21 protein-coding genes are annotated in these 19,489 nt (G+C 49.2%); 8 read left to right on the forward strand and 13 right to left on the reverse strand.

What is annotated here, in order from left to right; translation table 11 throughout:
- Nucleotides 1-76 precede the first annotated feature (76 nt).
- A complete protein-coding gene (locus tag WFK81_RS02625; protein WP_336784890.1) occupies nucleotides 77-625 on the forward strand; it encodes a CBO0543 family protein in 549 nt (182 codons plus the stop codon).
- Nucleotides 622-1,167 (forward strand): CBO0543 family protein, encoded by a 546-nt coding sequence (locus WFK81_RS02630; protein ID WP_336784891.1) that lies wholly within the window; start codon nucleotides 622-624, stop codon nucleotides 1,165-1,167. Before WFK81_RS02625 ends, WFK81_RS02630 begins: the two co-directional genes overlap by 4 nt.
- Nucleotides 1,168-1,276: 109 nt before the next feature.
- Here the strand turns inward: WFK81_RS02630 and WFK81_RS02635 are convergent, their stop codons facing one another.
- Nucleotides 1,277-1,558 carry a hypothetical protein gene (locus tag WFK81_RS02635; RefSeq protein ID WP_336784892.1) on the reverse strand — a complete coding sequence of 94 codons (282 nt, stop codon included), beginning with the start codon at nucleotides 1,556-1,558 and terminating at the stop codon, nucleotides 1,277-1,279.
- Nucleotides 1,559-1,751: 193 nt separating this feature from the next.
- Here WFK81_RS02635 and WFK81_RS02640 point away from each other — a divergent pair, with 193 nt between their 5' ends.
- From WFK81_RS02640 to WFK81_RS02660, 5 genes are read left to right on the forward strand one after another with little or no spacing between them, the layout of a single operon-like run.
- Nucleotides 1,752-1,994 (forward strand): spore gernimation protein GerQ, encoded by a 243-nt coding sequence (locus tag WFK81_RS02640; protein WP_336784893.1) that lies wholly within the window; start codon nucleotides 1,752-1,754, stop codon nucleotides 1,992-1,994.
- A gap of 12 nt (nucleotides 1,995-2,006) precedes the next feature.
- On the forward strand, nucleotides 2,007-2,393 hold the full coding sequence (locus WFK81_RS02645) for a spore coat protein (RefSeq protein ID WP_336784894.1): 387 nt from the start codon (nucleotides 2,007-2,009) through the stop codon (nucleotides 2,391-2,393).
- A complete protein-coding gene (locus WFK81_RS02650) occupies nucleotides 2,390-3,526 on the forward strand; it encodes a zinc-dependent alcohol dehydrogenase (RefSeq protein ID WP_336784895.1) in 1,137 nt (378 codons plus the stop codon). Before WFK81_RS02645 ends, WFK81_RS02650 begins: the two co-directional genes overlap by 4 nt.
- Before the next feature lie 30 nt (nucleotides 3,527-3,556).
- Nucleotides 3,557-3,760, forward strand: a complete 204-nt coding sequence (locus tag WFK81_RS02655; protein WP_336784896.1) for a hypothetical protein — start codon at nucleotides 3,557-3,559, stop codon at nucleotides 3,758-3,760.
- Between the two features lie 13 nt (nucleotides 3,761-3,773).
- Nucleotides 3,774-4,070 carry a spore coat protein gene (locus WFK81_RS02660; protein ID WP_336784897.1) on the forward strand — a complete coding sequence of 99 codons (297 nt, stop codon included), beginning with the start codon at nucleotides 3,774-3,776 and terminating at the stop codon, nucleotides 4,068-4,070.
- A 151-nt stretch (nucleotides 4,071-4,221) separates the two neighbouring features.
- Here the strand turns inward: WFK81_RS02660 and WFK81_RS02665 are convergent, their stop codons facing one another.
- The 7 genes from WFK81_RS02665 to WFK81_RS02695 form a co-directional block, all read right to left on the reverse strand.
- Nucleotides 4,222-5,076 carry a FixH family protein gene (locus WFK81_RS02665; RefSeq protein WP_336784898.1) on the reverse strand — a complete coding sequence of 285 codons (855 nt, stop codon included), beginning with the start codon at nucleotides 5,074-5,076 and terminating at the stop codon, nucleotides 4,222-4,224.
- A 139-nt stretch (nucleotides 5,077-5,215) separates the two neighbouring features.
- Nucleotides 5,216-5,857 carry a hypothetical protein gene (locus WFK81_RS02670; RefSeq protein ID WP_336784899.1) on the reverse strand — a complete coding sequence of 214 codons (642 nt, stop codon included), beginning with the start codon at nucleotides 5,855-5,857 and terminating at the stop codon, nucleotides 5,216-5,218.
- Nucleotides 5,858-6,142: 285 nt separating this feature from the next.
- Complete coding sequence (locus WFK81_RS02675) at nucleotides 6,143-9,211, reverse strand: endo-1,4-beta-xylanase (protein ID WP_336784900.1); 3,069 nt, start codon at nucleotides 9,209-9,211, stop codon at nucleotides 6,143-6,145.
- 471 nt (nucleotides 9,212-9,682) lie between these two features.
- Nucleotides 9,683-10,525 carry an AraC family transcriptional regulator gene (locus tag WFK81_RS02680; RefSeq protein WP_336784901.1) on the reverse strand — a complete coding sequence of 281 codons (843 nt, stop codon included), beginning with the start codon at nucleotides 10,523-10,525 and terminating at the stop codon, nucleotides 9,683-9,685.
- A 1-nt stretch (nucleotide 10,526) separates the two neighbouring features.
- On the reverse strand, nucleotides 10,527-11,390 hold the full coding sequence (locus WFK81_RS02685; protein WP_336784902.1) for a sugar phosphate isomerase/epimerase family protein: 864 nt from the start codon (nucleotides 11,388-11,390) through the stop codon (nucleotides 10,527-10,529).
- 32 nt (nucleotides 11,391-11,422) lie between these two features.
- On the reverse strand, nucleotides 11,423-12,496 hold the full coding sequence (locus WFK81_RS02690; RefSeq protein ID WP_336784903.1) for a Gfo/Idh/MocA family protein: 1,074 nt from the start codon (nucleotides 12,494-12,496) through the stop codon (nucleotides 11,423-11,425).
- Nucleotides 12,497-12,510: 14 nt separating this feature from the next.
- Nucleotides 12,511-13,668: a Gfo/Idh/MocA family protein gene (locus WFK81_RS02695; RefSeq protein WP_442956025.1), complete on the reverse strand. Its 1,158-nt coding sequence runs from the start codon at nucleotides 13,666-13,668 to the stop codon at nucleotides 12,511-12,513.
- Between the two features lie 690 nt (nucleotides 13,669-14,358).
- On the opposite strand from WFK81_RS02695, the gene WFK81_RS02700 reads away from it, so the two are divergent.
- On the forward strand, nucleotides 14,359-15,063 hold the full coding sequence (locus tag WFK81_RS02700; protein ID WP_336784905.1) for a DNA-primase RepB domain-containing protein: 705 nt from the start codon (nucleotides 14,359-14,361) through the stop codon (nucleotides 15,061-15,063).
- Between the two features lie 84 nt (nucleotides 15,064-15,147).
- On the opposite strand, the gene WFK81_RS02705 is transcribed toward WFK81_RS02700, so the two are convergent.
- The 5 genes from WFK81_RS02705 to WFK81_RS02725 form a co-directional block, all read right to left on the reverse strand.
- Nucleotides 15,148-15,888: a peptidoglycan recognition protein family protein gene (locus WFK81_RS02705; protein WP_336784906.1), complete on the reverse strand. Its 741-nt coding sequence runs from the start codon at nucleotides 15,886-15,888 to the stop codon at nucleotides 15,148-15,150.
- A gap of 135 nt (nucleotides 15,889-16,023) precedes the next feature.
- On the reverse strand, nucleotides 16,024-16,185 hold the full coding sequence (locus WFK81_RS02710; protein WP_336784907.1) for a hypothetical protein: 162 nt from the start codon (nucleotides 16,183-16,185) through the stop codon (nucleotides 16,024-16,026).
- Between the two features lie 178 nt (nucleotides 16,186-16,363).
- The gene (locus WFK81_RS02715; protein WP_336784908.1) at nucleotides 16,364-16,987 is read right to left on the reverse strand and encodes an FMN-dependent NADH-azoreductase; all 624 of its coding nucleotides are present in this window, start codon (nucleotides 16,985-16,987) and stop codon (nucleotides 16,364-16,366) included.
- A 141-nt stretch (nucleotides 16,988-17,128) separates the two neighbouring features.
- On the reverse strand, nucleotides 17,129-17,806 hold the full coding sequence (locus WFK81_RS02720; protein ID WP_336784909.1) for a response regulator transcription factor: 678 nt from the start codon (nucleotides 17,804-17,806) through the stop codon (nucleotides 17,129-17,131).
- Nucleotides 17,803-19,482 carry a GAF domain-containing sensor histidine kinase gene (locus WFK81_RS02725; protein ID WP_336784910.1) on the reverse strand — a complete coding sequence of 560 codons (1,680 nt, stop codon included), beginning with the start codon at nucleotides 19,480-19,482 and terminating at the stop codon, nucleotides 17,803-17,805. Before WFK81_RS02725 ends, WFK81_RS02720 begins: the two co-directional genes overlap by 4 nt.
- Nucleotides 19,483-19,489 lie beyond the last annotated feature (7 nt).

Below are 19,489 nucleotides of genomic sequence, written 5' to 3' on the forward strand. Positions count from 1 at the left end.
TGCATGTGAGTGTCTATAACGACCAACGAGTAAACGTTTGCTGGTGTTTTTGTCTAAGTTCACCGCCCACAAGATTATGAATATAAGAAGTACACAATACATAGGAGCCTCTTTCCCTGTACAAGCTATGGCCATGGACATGGAACGAAATTTATTGCTGCTAGTCTGGTTTGTGTGTATAACCGCCGTCTATTTTCTTGTTCCAAGAGCAAAAGCTCATGAATTTGTTTTGTGCTTTCTTGTGTGTCAGGCTGTTGGATGGATAGTAGAAGTTCTGCTCGTTCATTTTGATTTGGTGGCCTACCCGTTACGTGAATTTCCCAAAGCATCGGATTTGAATATCACGTTCAAAGTTGTGTGGACGCCTGTTGCCAGCGGTCTGTATTACATTCATAGACCTCGTGCGAATAAATTGACAACGTGTTTTTACTTTGCTGTCTGGATTTCACTGCTCACCTTAATCGACGGGATGCTAGCCGCAAAAACCGAATTGGTGGAATATGTTCATTTTCACTGGAGTTTGATGGCGATCGTGCTATCGATTATATTCCTATCCGTCCACGGCGTAGCGAGCTCGTTCTTTAGAAACCCCAAAGTTTTCAGGAAGGAAGCGAGCGAGCAATGAGTTTGCTGCTGCAATACGGCATTATCGTTTCAGTGTGGATCCTTTCATTATTATTAATTCTCGTTATCCCTCGGCAGAAACGTCGATTGGCGATGGTGGCTTTTTTGTTCAAACAGTATATTACGTGTATTTTCGGTCATGCCGTGGTCGAACTCCAACTTCTCGCCTATCCCGTAAGGGAGCTTGCCGACGTTAGCCGGACAAGCTTTACCTACGAATATATGGCCTATCCAATGACATGCGCGGTGTTCAACGCGTATTATCCGGGTCGTCGGAGTGGCTGGATTCAATTCGGCTATTACGTGTTATTCACTACTGTACTGACAATAGTTGAAGTTCTGCTCTTACAGTATACCGATCTGATTCGGTATGTTCGTTGGAACTGGTTTTGGTCGTGGGCTACAATATTCCTCACATTCCTGATGACTCGAGCGTTCTGCGTGATCTACTTCGGAACCATGACACGAGTGGAAACGGCGGAAACAAAAGAACGCAGCCAGTACGACACGTTCCTAAAGAAAAAGGGGCCGTCTCAAAAGTAGCCTTCAAAACCACTATTAAGGTGGAATTGAAGGCTACTTTTTGTTGCGCAGATCCGGCAGATCGAGTTCCTTCGAACGCATCTCTGCCCTTCTACCACAGCTATCGGGTTTATTGTTGGTCAGGCAGACGCAATGCGTTTGCCGAAGTTTGCGCTTGATCTAAAAATTCCTCTGCTTGGGTCAATTGCTGCCGGGCCGTCTCCAATGCTTGAGAATTTGTTGCCGCATTAGAATCACTTATCGAGCTTAATGCCTGATTTAAAGCCGTTTGCACCTCGGAAACCGCATTAGATGCATGCTGCTCCAGCGTGTTGCCGCTCGAGTATAGTGAGCCTTCAGCCGGTTTTTTTGCATCCTCGGTGGCTAGATCAATTTTGTTTTCATTGGGCAAGGTGAGTCCTCCTTCCTTTAGCAAAAATCAAATTAACTTAAACAGAAATAAGTATGCGGTTGAGATTTTATTTATATTCTTACGACTGCATGTGAATATTCGGACTCACATTTCCGGCCATCCATTTTTGTATAAGATTTAATGCGCAGGAAAAGCTAAATCGGATAAAAAGAAAGGAGAGGATACTTACTTAATGGATACGCAAACGCTAGCGCCGCACGAATCAATGGAACTGCATGAAGCGTTAAACTTCAAAACGCTCTGCCTGGCTAAGTCAAAACTTATGCAAGGCTTGGTTTTTGACCAAGAGCTGAAAGCGTTAATGCAGAAGGATGTCATTCTATCCACGCAACAAATCGCCGAGCTTCAGGCCATTTACGCAAGAGCTCCATTCCAAGCTCCTGTTCCGAATAGCCCGACACCTATCACTCATTAAAGGGGAGCGCCAATGAATACCGATTATTTAGACCCGATTAATTCGTTAAATATGCCGGAGATGGCAGATATGACATTTGCAACGGACTTCCTTATCCGTGCCAAGGAGGGTGTACGAAATTTGTCCATCGCTCTGACGGAAACGGCTTCTCCCGATGTAAGAGCGCTTCTTCGCAATCATCTTATGCAGGGAATTGCGCTGCACCAAGAAATCACGGAGCTTATGATTCGCAAAAAATGGTTCCATCCTTACGAGCTGAACGAGCAGTACCAACTCGACCAGCTTTCAGCGAAAAATACGGTGATGATCGGGCAGATGAATTTGTTCCCGGGTGATACGTCGCGTAAAGGAATGTTTGATCGGACCCCAGATGAACATATTGGAGGACATAAAGCATGAAGGCGGTAACGTATCAAGGGATTAAAAATGTCTTGGTCAAAGAGGTGCCGGATCCGAAGATTGTAAAACCGGACGATATGATTGTAAAAATCACCAGTTCCGCCATTTGCGGATCGGATCTTCACTTGATTCACGGGATGATCCCTAACCTTCAGGAAAACTATGTCATCGGGCATGAACCAATGGGGATTGTAGAAGAAGTTGGCCCTGGAGTGACCAAGGTAAAGAAAGGCGACCGGGTGATCATCCCTTTCAACATCGCATGCGGAGAATGCTTTTATTGCACGAATCAGCTGGAAAGCCAATGCGACAAATCAAACGAACACGGGGATATGGGCGCCTATTTCGGCTACTCCGGAACGACCGGTGGTTACCCTGGCGGGCAAGCCGAGTATCTGCGAGTTCCGTTTGCCAATTTCACCCACTTCAAGATTCCCGAAAGCTGCGAGCAGCCGGACGAAAAACTCAGCTTGATCGCCGATGCCATGACGACGGCATTCTGGAGCGTGGATAACGCAGGCGTCAAGAGTGGAGATACGGTCATCGTGCTCGGCTGCGGTCCAGTCGGACTTCTGGCTCAGAAATTCTGCTGGCTGAAGGGAGCAAAGCGGGTCATCGCCGTTGACTATGTCGATTACCGCTTGCAGCATGCGAAGCGAACGAACCATGTGGAAATCGTAAACTTCGAACAGGATAAGAATATCGGCAACACTCTCAAGGAAATGACCAAAGGCGGCGCCGATGTCGTGATCGATGCGGTAGGAATGGACGGCAAGATGAGCGATCTCGAATTTCTAGCCAGCGGTCTGAAGCTGCAAGGCGGCACCATGAGCGCATTTATCATTGCGTCTCAGGCTGTCCGCAAAGGCGGGACCATCCAAGTCACCGGGGTATACGGCGGACGCTATAACGGATTCCCGCTTGGCGACATCATGCAACGCAACGTGAATATCCGCTCCGGACAAGCCCCGGTCATTCACTACATGCCGTATATGTACGAGCTGGTTACGTCGGGCAAAGTAGACCCAGGAGATATCGTTACGCATGTCATTCCGCTAAGCGAAGCCAAGCATGGCTATGAAGTGTTCGATACGAGAACGGACAATTGCATCAAAGTCATCTTAAAACCCTGAATATGGGTGAATACTGGGAGGACAATTCGAATGAATTCCAATTACGCTTTGCATGAAATGCTGGAGGTTCATGAAATCGCTGCGTTCAAGACGGTTTGCATAACCAAGTCCAAAACCATGCAAGCTCTGGTAACCGACCCGGAGCTCAATCAAATTTTGCGGCAAGACGTACAATTATCACAGCAGCAGCTTCAGGAGCTCGGTGGAGTGCTGTCTAAAGTAACCCTAACTTAAAGGAGATAGAAACATGAACACCCTAATAGAACACATGACAGGGCTTCATACGTTGACCGACGATGTGATCGCAATGGATTTTTTAATCAACGCCAAGAGCGGAGTCAGAAACTACGCCATGGCCGTAACCGAATGTGTCACCCCCGAAATCAAGCAAATTTTAATGAGACAGCTGAGCGAAGCTATAGACTCCCATGAAAAGATAACAAACTACATGATGCAGCGGGGCCTATACCATCCTTACCATATCCCGGAGCAAATTGAGCTCGATCTGAACAATATACAAATCGCTATAAACATTCCGTCTTGACACCATATTCGTCCCGACAAAACGCGCAAAACCGCTATGGTTCAGGCGCGTTTTTTGTTTTCTTCCCACCACTTTGTAATGGCTGCCTTCTCCGAAATCTCACACAACCAGTACTCCCGCTGTAGAATCTCTACTATTTTTTTGCTAGATATTACGGCACTTCTATTACAAAATCAACAGTAAACACTTTCCCGTTCTGTTGAAACTGTCCCCAGATCTTATATACGCCACTATGCGGGAATGTCGCCATAAATTTAGCGTCCGGTCCCGACGAGTTTTCTTCAGCCGGGTGTACATGCAGATATTCCCCGCCCTTATCATTTAGAATGACAACGTGACCTACAGCTCCAAGGAAAGGCTGCAAATCCGTAATGGGCTGCTTCGTTTGAGCATCTTTAATGTTAAAGTTCAATTCCAGCTCCATATTAGCCATCAGATGGTTAATAGACAGCGTTACTTCTTTTCCGTCAACTTCTTTGGTAAGTGTAGGGTCAGGATTAATTGGCTGTACAGCCGGTGCGGTTCCTTGTACGGTAATCCACTCGCTCTTGCTCATTGCACCAATACCTGTCGGAGCGATATCCGATATGATTTCATATTCCCCTGCAGTTGGAAACTGAGTCGTTATTGTAAACTCGCCATTCCCTTTGTAGTCGGGATGGATATGGTTAAAATACGAAAGATCTTTACGAACGATAATCATATGCATCAGTTTCTCATGCTGAACATCAAAATCGTTTACCGGATTTCCGTCTTTATCTTGAATCCGAACGGTGATCGTCGCACTCTGATTAGGCTGTGGTTGATCATTCGAGAGCATGAACTTCGCTTTGATGTTCTCGGCTTGTGTTTTATCCGCAACCATTGTCATTCCATCCATATTGCCATGATCGGAGTCGTTCATCGAACCGGAATGATCCATTGTTCCAGAATGCTTCATACCACCTGGCCCGCAGGCCGTTAAAAGCACGGCGGTGATTGTTAGTGCAATTGCTGCTTTTTTCATAGCTTCCTCCTACATCTCTTTGTTATCTTCATTTTAAATAACAATTGTGTAGGTCTTGTGAGGAAGATCACCGCAATTTGGAAAATACATAGAGGATACGGAATCATTTCGAGGCAATTTTCTATAAAAACTACCTTTACTAACTCCTTAATCGTAATAACTCTAATTCTTGAAGAACTTCCTTTGCGTCACAGTCGGGATTTAAGATATTGATCATCTCCTCCGTAATGGGGAAATCATCGTAAATTTTTGCAACAACATCTAAGGAAAGTGACAATTCAAAATAATCCGTTGCAAATTCTATGAAATCCTCTGGTGTATGGAATATACAGCCCATTAAAAAATCAGAACCATCGCTTTCACCTTTTGGAATCTCAACTTTTCCCTTGTGCCAGCTAGTATCGCTGTTACTACGCCAAATACAAAAAGTCACATCGTCTTTTTCAATTGCATCATCTTCAAGTAAAGATAATAATTCCTTTGGAACGTCATCATAAATCCCTTGAAATACTTGATGTTCATCTTGCGCATAGGGGCTTAATTCAGATTCATGATCAAAGCCTTTTATTATGGAGCCTTCAGGTGAAAATAAAATAATAAGATGATCACCTGCTCCATTATCTATTCTCGCCATACAAACACCTTCATCCCAATCTTGAACAAAGCTATGGTAACGCAGCCATTCATCTTGACAAAGAATAATATTTAGTGATGCTTGGATTTTCATTAGCTTTTTTAAGATGGTTGGATTTGGCAAACGCTCTAACACATTTACTTCCATGAATCCTCACCCTTTCATCTCTCCTGGCAAAGCAATTCTCATGATAATTAAAATGCTCTCTATTGCTCAACTATTGAATAATCTTCTATTGATTTATTCTTGAACCTGTTCGGCTATCCTGCTCAATCGCTTAATTAAAACAGGAGCAGCTGCCGTGGCAATCTGCTCCTTGTTCATTTAACTATAGTCTCCCGTTGCTTGAAACGTCGTGTACTCAACAGTAATCTTCAATCATTGAATGTTTCGATAACTAATCCCAAGTTTTGTGCCAATCCCTCAATAAGCTTACTTGCTGCCTAGAGACTTTAGGATACTCAGTACCAATTCCGCATAATCGGCCTTCAATCCTTTCCCAGACTGGGCGCTCACTTCATTGCTGAGGGCGTTCAGGGCATTGCCTGCCAGCTTGGCGTTGCTGCCGGCCGCTTGTACCTGCTTCACCTTCGCTAACAGGCTGTTCACCAGCTCCGGTTTCGTAATGAAGCCGTTGTCAATGCCGGATTGGATCAACGAGTCCAGATGCGCGGTATCCATATAAACGGTAATTTGACGTGTGACCGTAACGGAATTCCCCGCCTTATCGCTAGCTGTCACTACGAGGGAGTGTACTCCTAGCGTTAGACTCAATGGCGCCGCTTTAATCAAGCTGGATGCAGGCTTTCCGTCCAAGGTGATGGACACCGAACCCACGCCGCTAGTTGAATCGGATGTCAAAATCGGATAATTCAGAGCATCACTAATCAGAACCTTCGTGATGTCAGGCACCGTGATCTCGGGGACTGTCGTATCAATCTGAATAATCTTCTCCTTCACCGCTTCCTTGTTACCAGCCCCGTCCACGCTGTAGTAACGAAGAGTGTGAATCCCTTCCGTAGAAATCGATACGGAATTGCCTTGGGCAAAGGCTCCTCCGTCCAGGCTGTAGGACGTGGAAGCAACACCGCTGCTTTCATCGGTCGCTTGGAGGACAACGTTCACGGGATGGGTCTGCCACCCGGTTGGGGCGTTATCCGTGGTTACTGGAGGTACCGTGTCTGCCCCTGCGACCAGTTGCAACGTGCCAATCTTGAATAGATCCTGATAAGCCGTTCCGGTAGCGTCGTTCCAAGCGTACGCGCCAATGCGCGCACCGGCTTTCGCGTCGTTCACCTGAACGTCAAAGCCGATCTGAGTACCAATCGCGGGCGTAATCTGGATAAACGGAATCTGCATCTCGACGGTGTAGGAGTTCGTCTTCTCGTCGTACGTCGTCGCGGAGGTCATCCTCGTTGCAATGCCCTGATTGTCCGTCATGCCCGCGTCTACCGACGCAAAGCCGTCATACCGAACGCGGTAATGCCCGGAAGCGTTCGAGTACATGGCGCTGGAGCCGTTCGTCAGGTCAACAACCACTTCGACTGAATCCTGCTCCCAAGGGTTTGCGTTCCCCTTGTCCAACGGTTCGGACGGATCTTTGGTCACCTGTGCGAATACGTACAGATTCCCGTTGTCCCACAGCATGCGGGCGGTAGCCGCCGGCATGTGCGTATCTGCCTTCGTGTTGCCTGCTTGCGTTACATTGATATTGATAGGTGTTGCCGTATTCCAAATGTCGTCTTTATTGCCGTCGATGTTCGGAGTTCCCTTCGCGGCTGTTGCCGTTTTGCCCGCAGGCTTCCCTGGCGCTTTGTAATTCGCAAGGTATCCGGCCGGGTCAATCACGGCGTAAAACGCGTCTTTCGGATACAGTTTGCCGTCGAACAGCAACGGGCTGCCGGAAGACAACCAGCTGTTGGTGTCTGTCAGCCCCCAGAATGTGATACGCTGCACCGTATCCTTGAAGGCGGGATCGGTATAAACTTGCATCAACCGCGCGTACTGTGCGGCTTGGGCCGTTTTCTGATCGGCAGTCTGCGTTCCGCCCGTGCCAGCGGAGATATCCAGCTCGCTGATCGAGACTTTGACGCCGATATCCTTGAACATCTGGATCGTCTTGCGCGTATTGTTAGGGTTGGTGCCGAGGCCGTTATGTTCTTGCATGCCGACGCCCTGAATGAGCTGCTTGCCAGGGTGATCTACAGCCCAACGGCTATTGATATCTTTCACCATGTCGCGCACAGCCGCGGCCTTATTCTGGTCGTCCATGCTATAGTCGTTGTAGTACAACAGGACGTTGTAATTCGGCTCCGCTGCGCGGGCGTACTTGAACGCCTGTTCGACGTAGTTCTCATCCGTCGCCTTCAGCCACGGCGTGGATTTCAGGTAGCTGTGCCAGTCTGTCGGACTAAGAGATCTGTCGCGGACGGTGCCGCCCATCGCTTCGTTGACGACGTCCCACGAGATGATGTTCTGCGTGCTCGCGTTGAACTTGCCGTCAAAATGCTTGAGAACCGCGTTAATATAATCGTTCATGTTCGCATAAGCCCCAGCCGCGGTCAGACCTGGGTTGGACGGAGTCGGGTCGGAGTCGGAGATCCTAGCGTTGTTTAGCCACGGAATCGACTGCCCTTCCCACACAAGCGTATGCCCGTGTATTTTCAGGCCATTGTCGATCGCGCTCTGAAGCTCCGTATCCGCTTCGTTAAAGCTAAGATCCGCAACGTTATGCGTAGAGGCGCTAGTGCCGATCAGCGAAGCTGGCTTCGTCGCGTTTTCAGGCGTCACAACGCCAAACTGGGCTTTCAGAACGGACATGATTGGCTTTTGCATGTAATATGGGCCGATGATGCTGCCCATCAAATAATTCGGGTACGTATTCTTAATGCTTGGCAAGGAGAGTACATCCGGGTTAAGAGTTGGTGTTGTTGCAGCACCAGTACTGTTAACAGTAGACAGTGTAGCATTTGCATTTGGTGCAAAACCATGAGTAGATTGGTCGTCAAAGTTGGCAGTATAAACAACATTGCCGGTTGTTGCGTCTTTAACAACAAAGTTGTCGATGTAGTAAGTTATATTTCTCGCATCCGTAGCACCGCTATCGCCGACTTTAACAAACTGAAGCTGTGCACCGCTTGCGGCTAAGTAAGTATAATTCGCACTGTATGAAGTCCAACCGGGGCTTGCCGCTTGTAAAGCTCCCGTACTTTTAATCCAGTTGTAGTTTCCGTTGGTCTGCAGAACAATGCCCGCCACATCTTGATCGGGAGTGTATAAGTCATAGGAGAAGGAATAGGTTGTGCCGGCAACGAGGTTTAATCCGCTTGCCCCTGTGTCTATTTGCGCGCCGTCCCACTGGTGCCCACCTGTGGTTTGAATTTTCAGAAAATAATTGCCATCCGCACTGGCCGCACTGGCCTTTTGTACGATCCCAAACTGCTGCAAGAGCAATGCAACCGCAAACACAAACATCAATATCTGCTTCAACCGCTTGTTCATCGTGTTACTTCCCCTCCCAAAATATGTAGCCTCTCGGCAGCTGCCGAGGCTTGCGGCACAAGGATTTTCTTGTACCACCAAACTTGTTACGACAAACGGATAACAACACGTGGTAAATCTATTACTTTGAGCGTCTCTGGCTTGTTGTGAAGGATCATTACATTTTGGGGTAACACATCATTATGGATATTGCGGAGTTGTCTTAAACCCTTGGGGATGTATCTGGCATCCTAAATAGCGCCCTCTCATTCTTAGGTAGAAATCAAAGTTAAGCGTTTACAATTAAACCAAGCAATCCTCCTTTTCTAAATTTTCAATTCAAATGATACTGCAAAAGAAAGCGCTTTACACTATACGGATTAAAGGAGGAACCGTACATATTATAGTCTGTAGCAGTCGAATCCGAAAACACGATAAGAAACTACATACGAATGAAAAAGAACCTTGATTTATCAAGGTTCTTTTTCGGAATTATGTCGTTGGACTCATATCCTGTGCTTGCTCGCGTTTTCGGAATTGCTCCGGCGGCATGCCGGCATATTGCTTGAACAGTCTGCTGAAATGGGCCAGATGCTTGAAGCCAAGCCGGAAGCATACCTCCGTAACCGACAGCTCCGGCTGCATCAAGAATAGGATTTTTGCCTCATTAATCCTTCTTGTATAAATATAATGAAAGATCGTCACGCCTGTCACTTCTTTAAACAGCTTGGAAAGATAAGACTTGCTTAAATGAAGCCTTTCTTCCAGCCGCTCCATGTTCAGGTCCTCGGTATAATTTTCTTCCAGCACCGAAATAATGCGCTGCACAGTCGCTTCCTTCTCGGAGCTGTATTCCTGCCTGTTGCGGTTAAGAAGCGGCTGCTGGCAATGATCGAGGATCATATAGAGCAGATCCACAAACGCAAGCCGTAAGCGGTTGTCGCCAACCGCATCGCCGCGTTTCTGGTATTCGTCCATTCTGGCCAGAATCCGCTCAACCTCCGCTTTATCCTCTCCCCGAAGCCGCAGCCGGTAATTGTTCAGCTGCTGAAACGGCTGAAGAATGTTCCGCGCATGCGGCAATTCGAGATAAGGCTGCAAGAGCGTAGGTTCAAAGTGGATGATGGACCGGATGTATTCAACCGACGGATCCGCCTTTGCGCAATGCAGCGTCATACCGTACATAATGATCAAATCGCCTGGAGCAAGCTCATAAATCTGGTCGCCGATCAGATAGTTGCATTTGCCGCCATGGAAGTAATAAACCTCGTAATGCATATGGGAGTGAAAAAACGGCTCGATCGGCTGGTCTGACCAGTAATGCAAATCCAGCATGTTAACCCTCGGCTTGCAGAAGCTCGCGCATGTACTCTACAAAATGCTTCAACATTTGCTGAGTCTCGGGGAATTGGCCGCTGAAATCCTCGACGCCGAGATAGCCGTCGTAACCTACCGCTTTAAGGTCCGCAATTACCTGCTTCCATGGCACAATGCCTTCCTTGACGCCGCTCCATTCCGACTTCCATTTCACGCTTCCGTCTTCGGCTGTGCCGTCCGTTGCGAAGGCCGCGTTCTTCACATGGACATGGGCGAGGTAAGGGCCAAGAATCTCCATCCCCATCCGGTAGTTCTCGAAGCCTTCATGTACCATATTGCCCGGATCGTACAATACGCCGATAAAGGAAGGATCAAGGCCTTCCACAAGGCGGTACGCTGCCGATGCGCTTGGAGCGATCGTCTGATGGTGAGTCTCCACTAGACCTTTAATTCCGTATTGGCGGCATAGACCTTCCGCATCCTTCAAGTATTGACGCGCCAATGCGAACAATTCGCCGAATGGGCGGGAACGGTCGTAGCCGGGAACCCCTAGGCGGATGAATTGCGCGCCGACACGCTTTGCCTTCCGGAGAACATCCTCCGTTGCTTCCAAATCGCCTGCCGTCAAATAAGGCGTTACGCTGATCGAGCTTAAGCCTTGCGCAGCAGCGGCTTCGCGGAACCGGTCCGCCATTTCTTCCCCGCCGGAAGGAAGCAGCGTACACAGATTGTTCCCCCAGAAGGACGGCTTTTGTTCAGACGCATTCTCGGGAGCTTCCTTGTAACGCCATTCGATACCGTCAATACCGGCCTCGCTTGCCACGCGTACCAATTCCTCTGGAGTAAGCTCCGGCGTTGCTACTGTAAAGATGGACAGCTTCATGATCGGAATCCCTCTTTCGCTTTTTAGTTGTACTATTCGACCTTGACTGCTTGTCTCTGCGCTTCGAGGCAGAGCTCAGCCGCTTTAAAGGTATGTTCCTGCGGCATCGCAAGATCGGTGCCGTTTAAGATATCAAGAATAAGAGCGCCAAAGTAAGGGAAACCAACTTGATCCTTCACTTCGATTTTATGCTCGCCTTCGCCGTTCACCAGGAACAGATGATCTCCGGTATTGCTTCTGGCGATATCCACGTATTTGCGGAGCTCGATGTATCCGTTAGTGCCCAGAATCATCGTTCTGCCGTCACCCCATGTAGACAGGCCGTCAGGCGTGAACCAATCCACGCGGAAGTAGTTGGTTGCCCCGTTATCGCCGATAAGAGTAGCATCCCCATAATCTTCAAGCTCCGGATACTGCTTGTTATTATAATTGGCTACCTTGCTGCCTTGAACTTTAGCATCCTTCGCGCCCGTGTAATAAAGAAACTGCTCGATCTGATGGCTGCCGATATCGCACAGGATGCCGCCGTATTTTTCCTTTTGGAAGAACCACTCCGGGCGCATATGCGCATTCAGGCGGTGCGGCCCTAAGCCGATTACCTGGAGAACGCGGCCAATCGCGCCGTCTTTTATAAGCTGCCCGGCAAATTCGGCGCTTTCTACGTGCAGGCGCTCGCTGTAGTAAACCGAATATTTTTTGCCCGTTTCGGAAGCTGTTCTCTTGGCATCGGCCAGTTGATCCAGCGTCGTGAACGGAGCCTTGTCGGTAAAATAATGCTTGCCATGCCGCATCACCTTTACGCCAAGCGGCCCGCGCTCGTTCGTTACGGCTGCCGCCGCAACCAGCTGCACTTCCGGATCCTGTAGGATTTGCTCCTGCGAAAGGGCAATTTGTACTTCCGGATACGCGCGGCAGAATACTTCCACCTTCGCCGGATCGGGATCGTACACCCATTTCAAAGTGCCGCCAGCTTCGCGGAGGCCGTTGCACATACCGTATATATGACCGTGATCAAGAGACATCGCGGCAAAAACAAATTCGCCTTGCTCTACGACAGGACGCGGCTTTCCTTGCGGCGCGTAATTCATTCCGTTAGCTTTTGACATCGTAATCCTCCTGATTAGTGCGTACCGGATACGTCCAGCGTACGGTACTCATTCGCGTTTTTCTTCGAATCGGATTTGGCGATTTGCTCTTGAAGCTTGTCATAGAACAGATCCTCGTCGATCGGCAAATCCACCCAATTATCCGTCCAAGTGGACAGCAGCATCGCGTTGGAGATCATGAGGCCTTTGATGCCTTCTTCGCCCGGCGCGACAAGCGGCGTTCCTTTGTTAATCGCATCCGCCCAGTTTTGCGTAATTTCCTGATGGCTGCCTCCGCTGCCTGTGATCGGAATTTCAAATTTCCAGCATTCCGGCTGGCCAAAGCCGCCTGTGTACGTCTCGTTAAATTCGGATTCTAGCACGCGCAGGCGATGGAAGGTCAGCTTGTTATCTTCGATTACGATCTTGCCGCGGTCGCCCGAGATTTCAAAACGGTTCGTACCCGGCGACTCAAACGTCGAAGTTACGAATACGCCCGTAGCGCCGTTCTCGTATTCCACATAAGCGGTAACGTCATTTTCGACTTCGATATCGCGGTGCTTGCCGAACTGGCAAAATGCGCGTACGCGTCTTGGCATAAGCCCCGTTGTCCACTGCCACAGGTCCAGCTGATGCGGATCCTGGTTAATCAGTACGCCGCCGCCTTCGCCGGCCCAGGTTGCGCGCCAGCCGCCGGAGTTATAGTAGCTTTGCGAACGGTACCAGTCCGTAATAATCCAGTTCGTGCGGCGAATCTCGCCCAGCTCGCCGGAAGCAATCAGCTCTCTCAGCTTCGCGTACAGCGGATTCGTGCGCTGATTGTACATAATGCCGAATACTTTATCGCTTTTTGCCGCGGCTTCGTTCATCTCGCGTACTGTACGCGTGTAGACGCCCGCTGGTTTTTCAATCAATACATGCAGTCCTGCGTTTAGAGCTGCGATGGCCTGCTCCGGATGGTCATAATGCGGCGTACAGATAATTACGCCGTCAACCGTGCCGGATTCGAACATTTCCTGCGGACTCAAAAAGCCTTGGATATGCTCGCCCCACTCCGCTTTTACCTCTGCAAGACGCTCCGGACGAACGTCGGATACTGCTGTCAATTCTGCGCCTTTTACGCCGCCTGTAATCAAATAACGGGCATGCCCCGTTCCCATGTTTCCTAATCCAACGATACCAATGCGTACCATGATTACACCCTCTCCATGCTTGATGAAATAAGGAATCTCTTTCTCCATTCTAGCATGGGACGTTGTGAAAGCGCTTGATTCTAATGAGCCAATAATGGGCTTGATTTAACTGTGGTTGTTGTGATAGGCGAACCGGGTGGTGGCGCGGAGCGATGCTTTGGCTTCTCTTGTGCTTTAGATTGAGGGTGAACCGTGGTTTGAATACAGTTTAACTGTGGTTGAACCATATTTAACCGTAGGGTCGCACTGCGAGAAAGCTTGGGCTTCGGCCGCTGTTGTTTTTGAATCTCCTGAATTTGACTGTAGTTGTCGAGATTCAAAAACAAAGGCGGTCGCTCCCGCTCCTCAGCCTCAAGCTCTCTCTCCGCGCTCACACCCGGTTCTTGAATAAAAAATGGGTACGGCCTATCACACGAATAACATCTTTTCAGAATATGATTGTTTAGATACGAACCTCCCAGGTTACGAGAGCTTACAAGGAGACGTGGTTGAATGAAGCAAGCCCAAGCGAAGGTTTCCAAACCTGTTCAGCTATATGCAGGTCACGCATACCGGTTCCTTGAAAAACTTGGCTGCAAGCCAAACGATCAATTGCATTTCTTATTAATCTATGACGCCAAAAGCAAAAACCGGACCCATAGCGTCGCTACCGAGCTTCCGGCCATAACCTTGCGCAAGCCTTTTCGTTCCTTGGAAAAGCTGGTTCCCCAAATCAAGCTTTTTTCAAGGAGAAACAAGCTTGTAAACGTATTGTGGCTAAATAAAAAAGGCTATGCCGTATTTATGGAGATTAACGGCCGGGAATCGGCGAAGGATAGTCCGTTCAAAGCCATCAGAGCGCAGTTCATCGATGTGGACCTCAACAAAATTTCAGCGCGTCTCAAAACGGAAGAACAGATCCGGCAGAAGATCGAATCCATTCTCTCCGACCCTTCAGAACGGCTTCAATCTATTACGCTCACGCAAAATAAACAAGGGCAGTATCACCTTTTAGCCCAGCGGACAAAACAAAGAGTAGCAGAGCTGAAAAAACAATTTCTGAGCAAACATGGAGAGCGCATCAAGGATACGATGATCGTCGAAACGAAAAACGGTTATCACATCTACTGGGTTATGCAAGGCGGAGACATAAGCAAATTCGTCCCTATTCAAAAAGCGTTAGCCCAAACCTTCGATTCCGATCCGATGATCACAAACCTCTCAAGAGTGATGCGGATACCCGGATTCTACCATATGAAGAACCCCAAGACCCCTTATATGGTCAAGGTCATCCAATGGGGCAGGAAAAAGCCGTTCACGCAAGAGGAGCTTATTGAATTGCTGGAATTAAAGCCTTTAGCCACGGCGAAACTGAGGCAAAAGCGCCGTAAGCTGAGTGGCCGTAAAGTTTCCTGAGGCATAAAACACATCAAGCAGAAATAACCCCCCGGCCGCTTCCGGCCAGGGGGTTTGCGCGCATCAATTACCGCCTTAGAATATTTAATCCTTTAATAAACCTCTGCGGTACATAATCGTCAATATCCGGAAGAAATCGCGGGAGTTTCCGTCCGCTGGAGCTTCGATAAGCCCCAGCTCAACGGCCCGGTCTACCGCCGACTTTGCCCAAGAAGGAACCTTCATATTATGCTGAGCCTCAAGCTCGGCTACACGGCTTGCCAACGCTTCGAACTGCTTTCTTTCCGCTTCTGTCATCGGAACATCGTCCTCCCCTAAATGAGCATTCAGCTGGTTCCGGACTCCGTCAAGAAAGTTCTCCCAGCCGTTCTTCCGAGCCCGTATAATATGCGGACAGTTTTTCCCGCTCCAATGGTTATGTTGGACAACGGCTACGATCGGAAGCTTCAGCTTGTAAAGCAGATCCCCGATCAGCCTTGCGGCACGAGCTTCGGCCTCCTCGCGATTGCCATCCTCATTCTCGCAGATTTCAATTCCTATGGCGCTTTGGTTCCCCTCTCCCCGGCTCCCGTCACCCGCATGCCAGCCATGCTCCGTAATCGGCAAATGCTGGACAACCCGCGTATCGTCAACGGTAAAATGCCAGGATACCGGCAAAGCCGCAGCGGCCTCGCCTTTTAAATATTTTACGTGCATAAGCGCATTCGCGCCTTTTCCGGGATTCGCCGTATCGTGTACGGTAATAAAATAAGGGCCGTTTATCGGAGTGCCTGGACGATTATTTCGGCCGGCAGGAATCATATCGACTAGTATCGTCTCGAACATACGCCTCACTCCTTTGCAGCTGTTCTTCCTTGTATAGTTACATTTATACTAAGAAGAGGCTTAAAAGGTTAGTGTGCGGAGGATAAAAAAATAAGCCAGGCCAAGGACCTGACTGCATATATGTATGTACGTTTTTTATAAGTTGTTCGTTTTTCTTCTTATGAAACCAAGCAAGCCCCGCTTTCGCTTCTCCTGCTTTTCCTCGAGTATCCTTTTTACGCCATGAAGCAGCAGCTTAGATCGAAGCTCATCCTCGTGGCTGATTTTTCTCATTTCCGAAAAAAACTGTTTGTTCATCCGCTACCCTCTCCGTTACTAGCATCTAGATGCATCTAAAGTCCTGTATTATTGTAATGCCGCATCGGAGGTGTGTCAAAATTTGTCGCATTTCGACACAAAAATCCCACATATCCCCAATTAATCAGGAATACATGGGATTTTAAATTCATACTGCAAGCTAATCAAAAATTAGAGATTAGAAGCTTGCTGCCACTTTCTCCGCTTTTGCAACGCCTTCAGCAATAATCGCTTCCGCTTTGTCGCTGAATTGGTTATGGCCTTCAACGATAATCGTCTCGAAGTTTGTTACGCCGAAGAAGCCCATGATGTTTTTCACATAGTTCAGGGACATTTCCGCTGCCGCGAAAGGACCTTCGGAATATACGCCGCCGCGCGCGTTCAGCAAAGCAACTTTTTTGTCGCCTTGCAGACCAACCGGGCCTTCAGCTGTATATTTGAACGTTTTGCCTGCACGGTTCAGGTAGTCGATGTAAGTGTGCAGTACAGCCGGAACCGTGAAGTTCCACAGCGGGAAGCCGAATACAACTTTATCGGCAGCGATAAATTGATCCAGGTATTTGTCCGCGATGCTTACGGCTGTTTGCTCTTCAGGAGTCAGCTCCAGGCCTTGCGCCGCTTTGAAGCCGCCGTTGATCAGGTTGGCATTCAGGTAAGGCAGCTCTTCTTTGAACAGGTCCAGCTCAATTACGGTGTCTTGCGGGTGATTTGCTTTATAGCTAGCGAGGAAAGCGTCATACAGCTTTACGCTGACAGCGATATCTCCGCGGTCATTTGCTTTTACGAACAATACAGTACTCATCTCTTTAATTCCCTCCATAAAATAATGTGTAGTAACTTTTTGTAACTGTCTTTATTTTATAGAGTTTTACTTTCGCCAACATCGGCAAATAGGCGGAAAAATAAAGCGGGACTGGTCTTACGACTATAGGCTGAGACCTGCCTAAACCATCTGCCCCTTATTCTGAAAAAACGGGGCGGCAAACAAGGCGGCCTGCGTGCGGTCCGACAAATCCAGCTTGCTTAAAATGCTGCTGACATGCGTCTTTACGGTTTTTTCCGCAACAATCAGCGTGTGGGCGATGTCTTTATTGCTCAGCCCTTTAGTCAGCAGCTCCAGCACTTCAAGCTCTCTAGGCGTCAAAGCTTCCAGCGACTTATCCTTATTCGAATGCCGGATATCTTGCTCCTGTCTCTGCTCCGGTTCCGGACGGCTTAGCAGGGCACGCGAAATATCCGGATGCAGCTGAATATTTCCCTTATACGCGCTTCGGATGGCCTCGGCAAGCTGATCCGGCTCCACGTCCTTCAGCATGTAGCCGATAGCGCCGGTTTGCAAGGCGGGGACGATATGGCTTTGATCGGCGAAGCTGGTCAGCACAAGCACCTTAATATGGGGATGCTGCTCCTTTATTAAGGCGCTTGCTTCGATTCCGTCCATAACGGGCATGTTTAAATCCATCAGAACGATGTCCGGCTGAAGCTCGGCGGCCTTCTCGACCGCTTCCTTGCCGTTATGAGCCTCTCCGACCAATTCGAAATCCGGCTGCATCGCAAGAAAAAACGATATTCCCTTTAAAACGATTTGATGATCATCCGCGAGTAAAATTTTGATTTTCATAATAAGTAATCACCGTTGCTTCCCTTCTCCTCCATGCAATGAGCCTGTACCGATTCAAGCGGAATCGTCGCCCTGACAATGGTTGGTTTGCCCCGTCCGCTCGTAATCGACAGAGAACCGCCAAGCGTCTCCGCCCGCTCCCTCATGGAGCGCATTCCCATCGTCTGGCGGCCTTTTTTCCGGTCAACCGGAAAGCCTGTCCCTTCGTCCCTGATCTCCAATACAGCTGCCCCGTCCTGCTGTTTAATCAGCCGGATGTAGGCGGCCTCCTTGCCGGAATGCTTCCTGACATTGTTCAGAGCCTCCTGGCCGATCCGCCAGAAGGCTTCTTCAATCGCACGCGGCAGCTCCTGCACCCCGTCGGTCCGGTCATAGATCGTCAGGTTGAGGCCTTGCCCGTATTGCTTAAGCGCCGGAAGCAGACCATTCTCGAGGCCAGCGGGATGCAATTGCCAGATCAGCGTGCGCATCTCCTTCAGCGCCTCCTGAGACAGCTGCTGTATCTCGCTCAGCGATCGCTGTACGACGGGATCCCGCCCGGCAAGCACGTTCTCCGCTCCTTTCGCCAGGAAAGACAAGGAGAATACCTTTTGCACGACGGAATCATGAAGGTCGCGTGCCATCCGGTTTCGTTCCTCCATCCGGGCAAGCTCGCTCCGGTGCTCGTAAATGCGGAGATTCTCTACGCATAGCGTAAAATGATCCCCCAGCGAGTACATAAAGTCTTCGTTAAGGTCGTCGAACTGCCGCTGATCCGGACTGCTGATAAACATGACGCCAATCGTCCGATTGCGCACGCGAAGCGGAATAGCCGCTGCCGACCGGTAAGACGGGATCCCCACCGAGTCCAATTTGTTGCCTTCCATGCAGGACGACTCAATGACAATCCTGTTATCCCGGAGCGAGTCTCCGATTGGTCCGGCAGCTTCAACCGCAAGCGTCTGCCATTCCTTCGTTAATTTCCCCTCTGAATATAAAGCCCGCAGCGACAGCTGCTGCCCGTCATACATAAATAAGGAGACATTCGGCCAGCCAAAGGCGTCTCCTATATATTGAACGGCCTTTACCGGCAGCTGATTAATGTCCTGTACGCCGTTAATCCGCTGAATCACATCGCCCAGCTTGGCATACAGCAGCGCGTTTCGTTCCTGCGTCTGGTATAAGCGGATCCGGTTAATCGCCGTGCCGATCTGCAAGGCAACGGCTTGCAGCAGCGCCAGCTCCTCCTCGCTGAAATGCTCCTTGCCAGCCTGCGCAACATTCAGCAGTCCAAACCGGTCCTTGCCGGCCTTGAGCGGTACCGTAGCATGATGGGTGATCCCATCGGTGCTGCCAAGCTGATGGCTTACCGCATACGTAATGCGTTTGCATTCAATAATATTAACGGCATGGGTAAGCTTGCGCTGGCGGTAACGCTCCACGCACCAGCAATCCTCCCCGCACATCAGCGCGTAATTGCCAGCGGTTAAGGCGGGAGGCAGGTTATGATGGGCCGCGCAAGTATTTCCCGGAACATCGTCATCGATCAGGAAAATCCATCCCGTCGTAAAATCCGTTACTTCAAGCAGCTTCGCCAGCACATCGCTGAGCATCTGATCCATGTCGTTGGTCGTGTTGAGCATCTCCGCGATTTCCTTAAGCGCAGCAAGCTCGCTGACCCGAACTTCCCTTGGCATCCGGCTT

This window comes from Paenibacillus sp. MMO-177 (assembly GCF_037147795.1).
In the GTDB taxonomy this organism is placed as follows: domain Bacteria; phylum Bacillota; class Bacilli; order Paenibacillales; family Paenibacillaceae; genus Pristimantibacillus.

Excerpts from the sequence above, each read along its gene's own strand:
- WFK81_RS02695 (WP_442956025.1), bottom strand. The coding sequence starts at position 13,668 with ATGGTACGCATTGGTATCGTTGGATTAGGAAACATGGGAACGGGGCAT.
- WFK81_RS02725 (WP_336784910.1), bottom strand. The coding sequence starts at position 19,482 with ATGCCAAGGGAAGTTCGGGTCAGCGAGCTTGCTGCGCTTAAGGAAATC.
- WFK81_RS02705 (WP_336784906.1), bottom strand. The coding sequence starts at position 15,888 with ATGTTCGAGACGATACTAGTCGATATGATTCCTGCCGGCCGAAATAAT.
- WFK81_RS02630 (WP_336784891.1), top strand. The coding sequence starts at position 622 with ATGAGTTTGCTGCTGCAATACGGCATTATCGTTTCAGTGTGGATCCTT.
- WFK81_RS02650 (WP_336784895.1), top strand. The coding sequence starts at position 2,390 with ATGAAGGCGGTAACGTATCAAGGGATTAAAAATGTCTTGGTCAAAGAG.
- WFK81_RS02680 (WP_336784901.1), bottom strand. The coding sequence starts at position 10,525 with ATGCTGGATTTGCATTACTGGTCAGACCAGCCGATCGAGCCGTTTTTT.
- WFK81_RS02625 (WP_336784890.1), top strand. The coding sequence starts at position 77 with ATGAATATAAGAAGTACACAATACATAGGAGCCTCTTTCCCTGTACAA.
- WFK81_RS02685 (WP_336784902.1), bottom strand. The coding sequence starts at position 11,390 with ATGAAGCTGTCCATCTTTACAGTAGCAACGCCGGAGCTTACTCCAGAG.
- WFK81_RS02660 (WP_336784897.1), top strand. The coding sequence starts at position 3,774 with ATGAACACCCTAATAGAACACATGACAGGGCTTCATACGTTGACCGAC.
- WFK81_RS02670 (WP_336784899.1), bottom strand. The coding sequence starts at position 5,857 with ATGGAAGTAAATGTGTTAGAGCGTTTGCCAAATCCAACCATCTTAAAA.
- WFK81_RS02675 (WP_336784900.1), bottom strand. The coding sequence starts at position 9,211 with ATGAACAAGCGGTTGAAGCAGATATTGATGTTTGTGTTTGCGGTTGCA.
- WFK81_RS02640 (WP_336784893.1), top strand. The coding sequence starts at position 1,752 with ATGGATACGCAAACGCTAGCGCCGCACGAATCAATGGAACTGCATGAA.
- WFK81_RS02715 (WP_336784908.1), bottom strand. The coding sequence starts at position 16,987 with ATGAGTACTGTATTGTTCGTAAAAGCAAATGACCGCGGAGATATCGCT.
- WFK81_RS02645 (WP_336784894.1), top strand. The coding sequence starts at position 2,007 with ATGAATACCGATTATTTAGACCCGATTAATTCGTTAAATATGCCGGAG.
- WFK81_RS02690 (WP_336784903.1), bottom strand. The coding sequence starts at position 12,496 with ATGTCAAAAGCTAACGGAATGAATTACGCGCCGCAAGGAAAGCCGCGT.
- WFK81_RS02665 (WP_336784898.1), bottom strand. The coding sequence starts at position 5,076 with ATGAAAAAAGCAGCAATTGCACTAACAATCACCGCCGTGCTTTTAACG.
- WFK81_RS02710 (WP_336784907.1), bottom strand. The coding sequence starts at position 16,185 with ATGAACAAACAGTTTTTTTCGGAAATGAGAAAAATCAGCCACGAGGAT.
- WFK81_RS02720 (WP_336784909.1), bottom strand. The coding sequence starts at position 17,806 with ATGAAAATCAAAATTTTACTCGCGGATGATCATCAAATCGTTTTAAAG.
- WFK81_RS02655 (WP_336784896.1), top strand. The coding sequence starts at position 3,557 with ATGAATTCCAATTACGCTTTGCATGAAATGCTGGAGGTTCATGAAATC.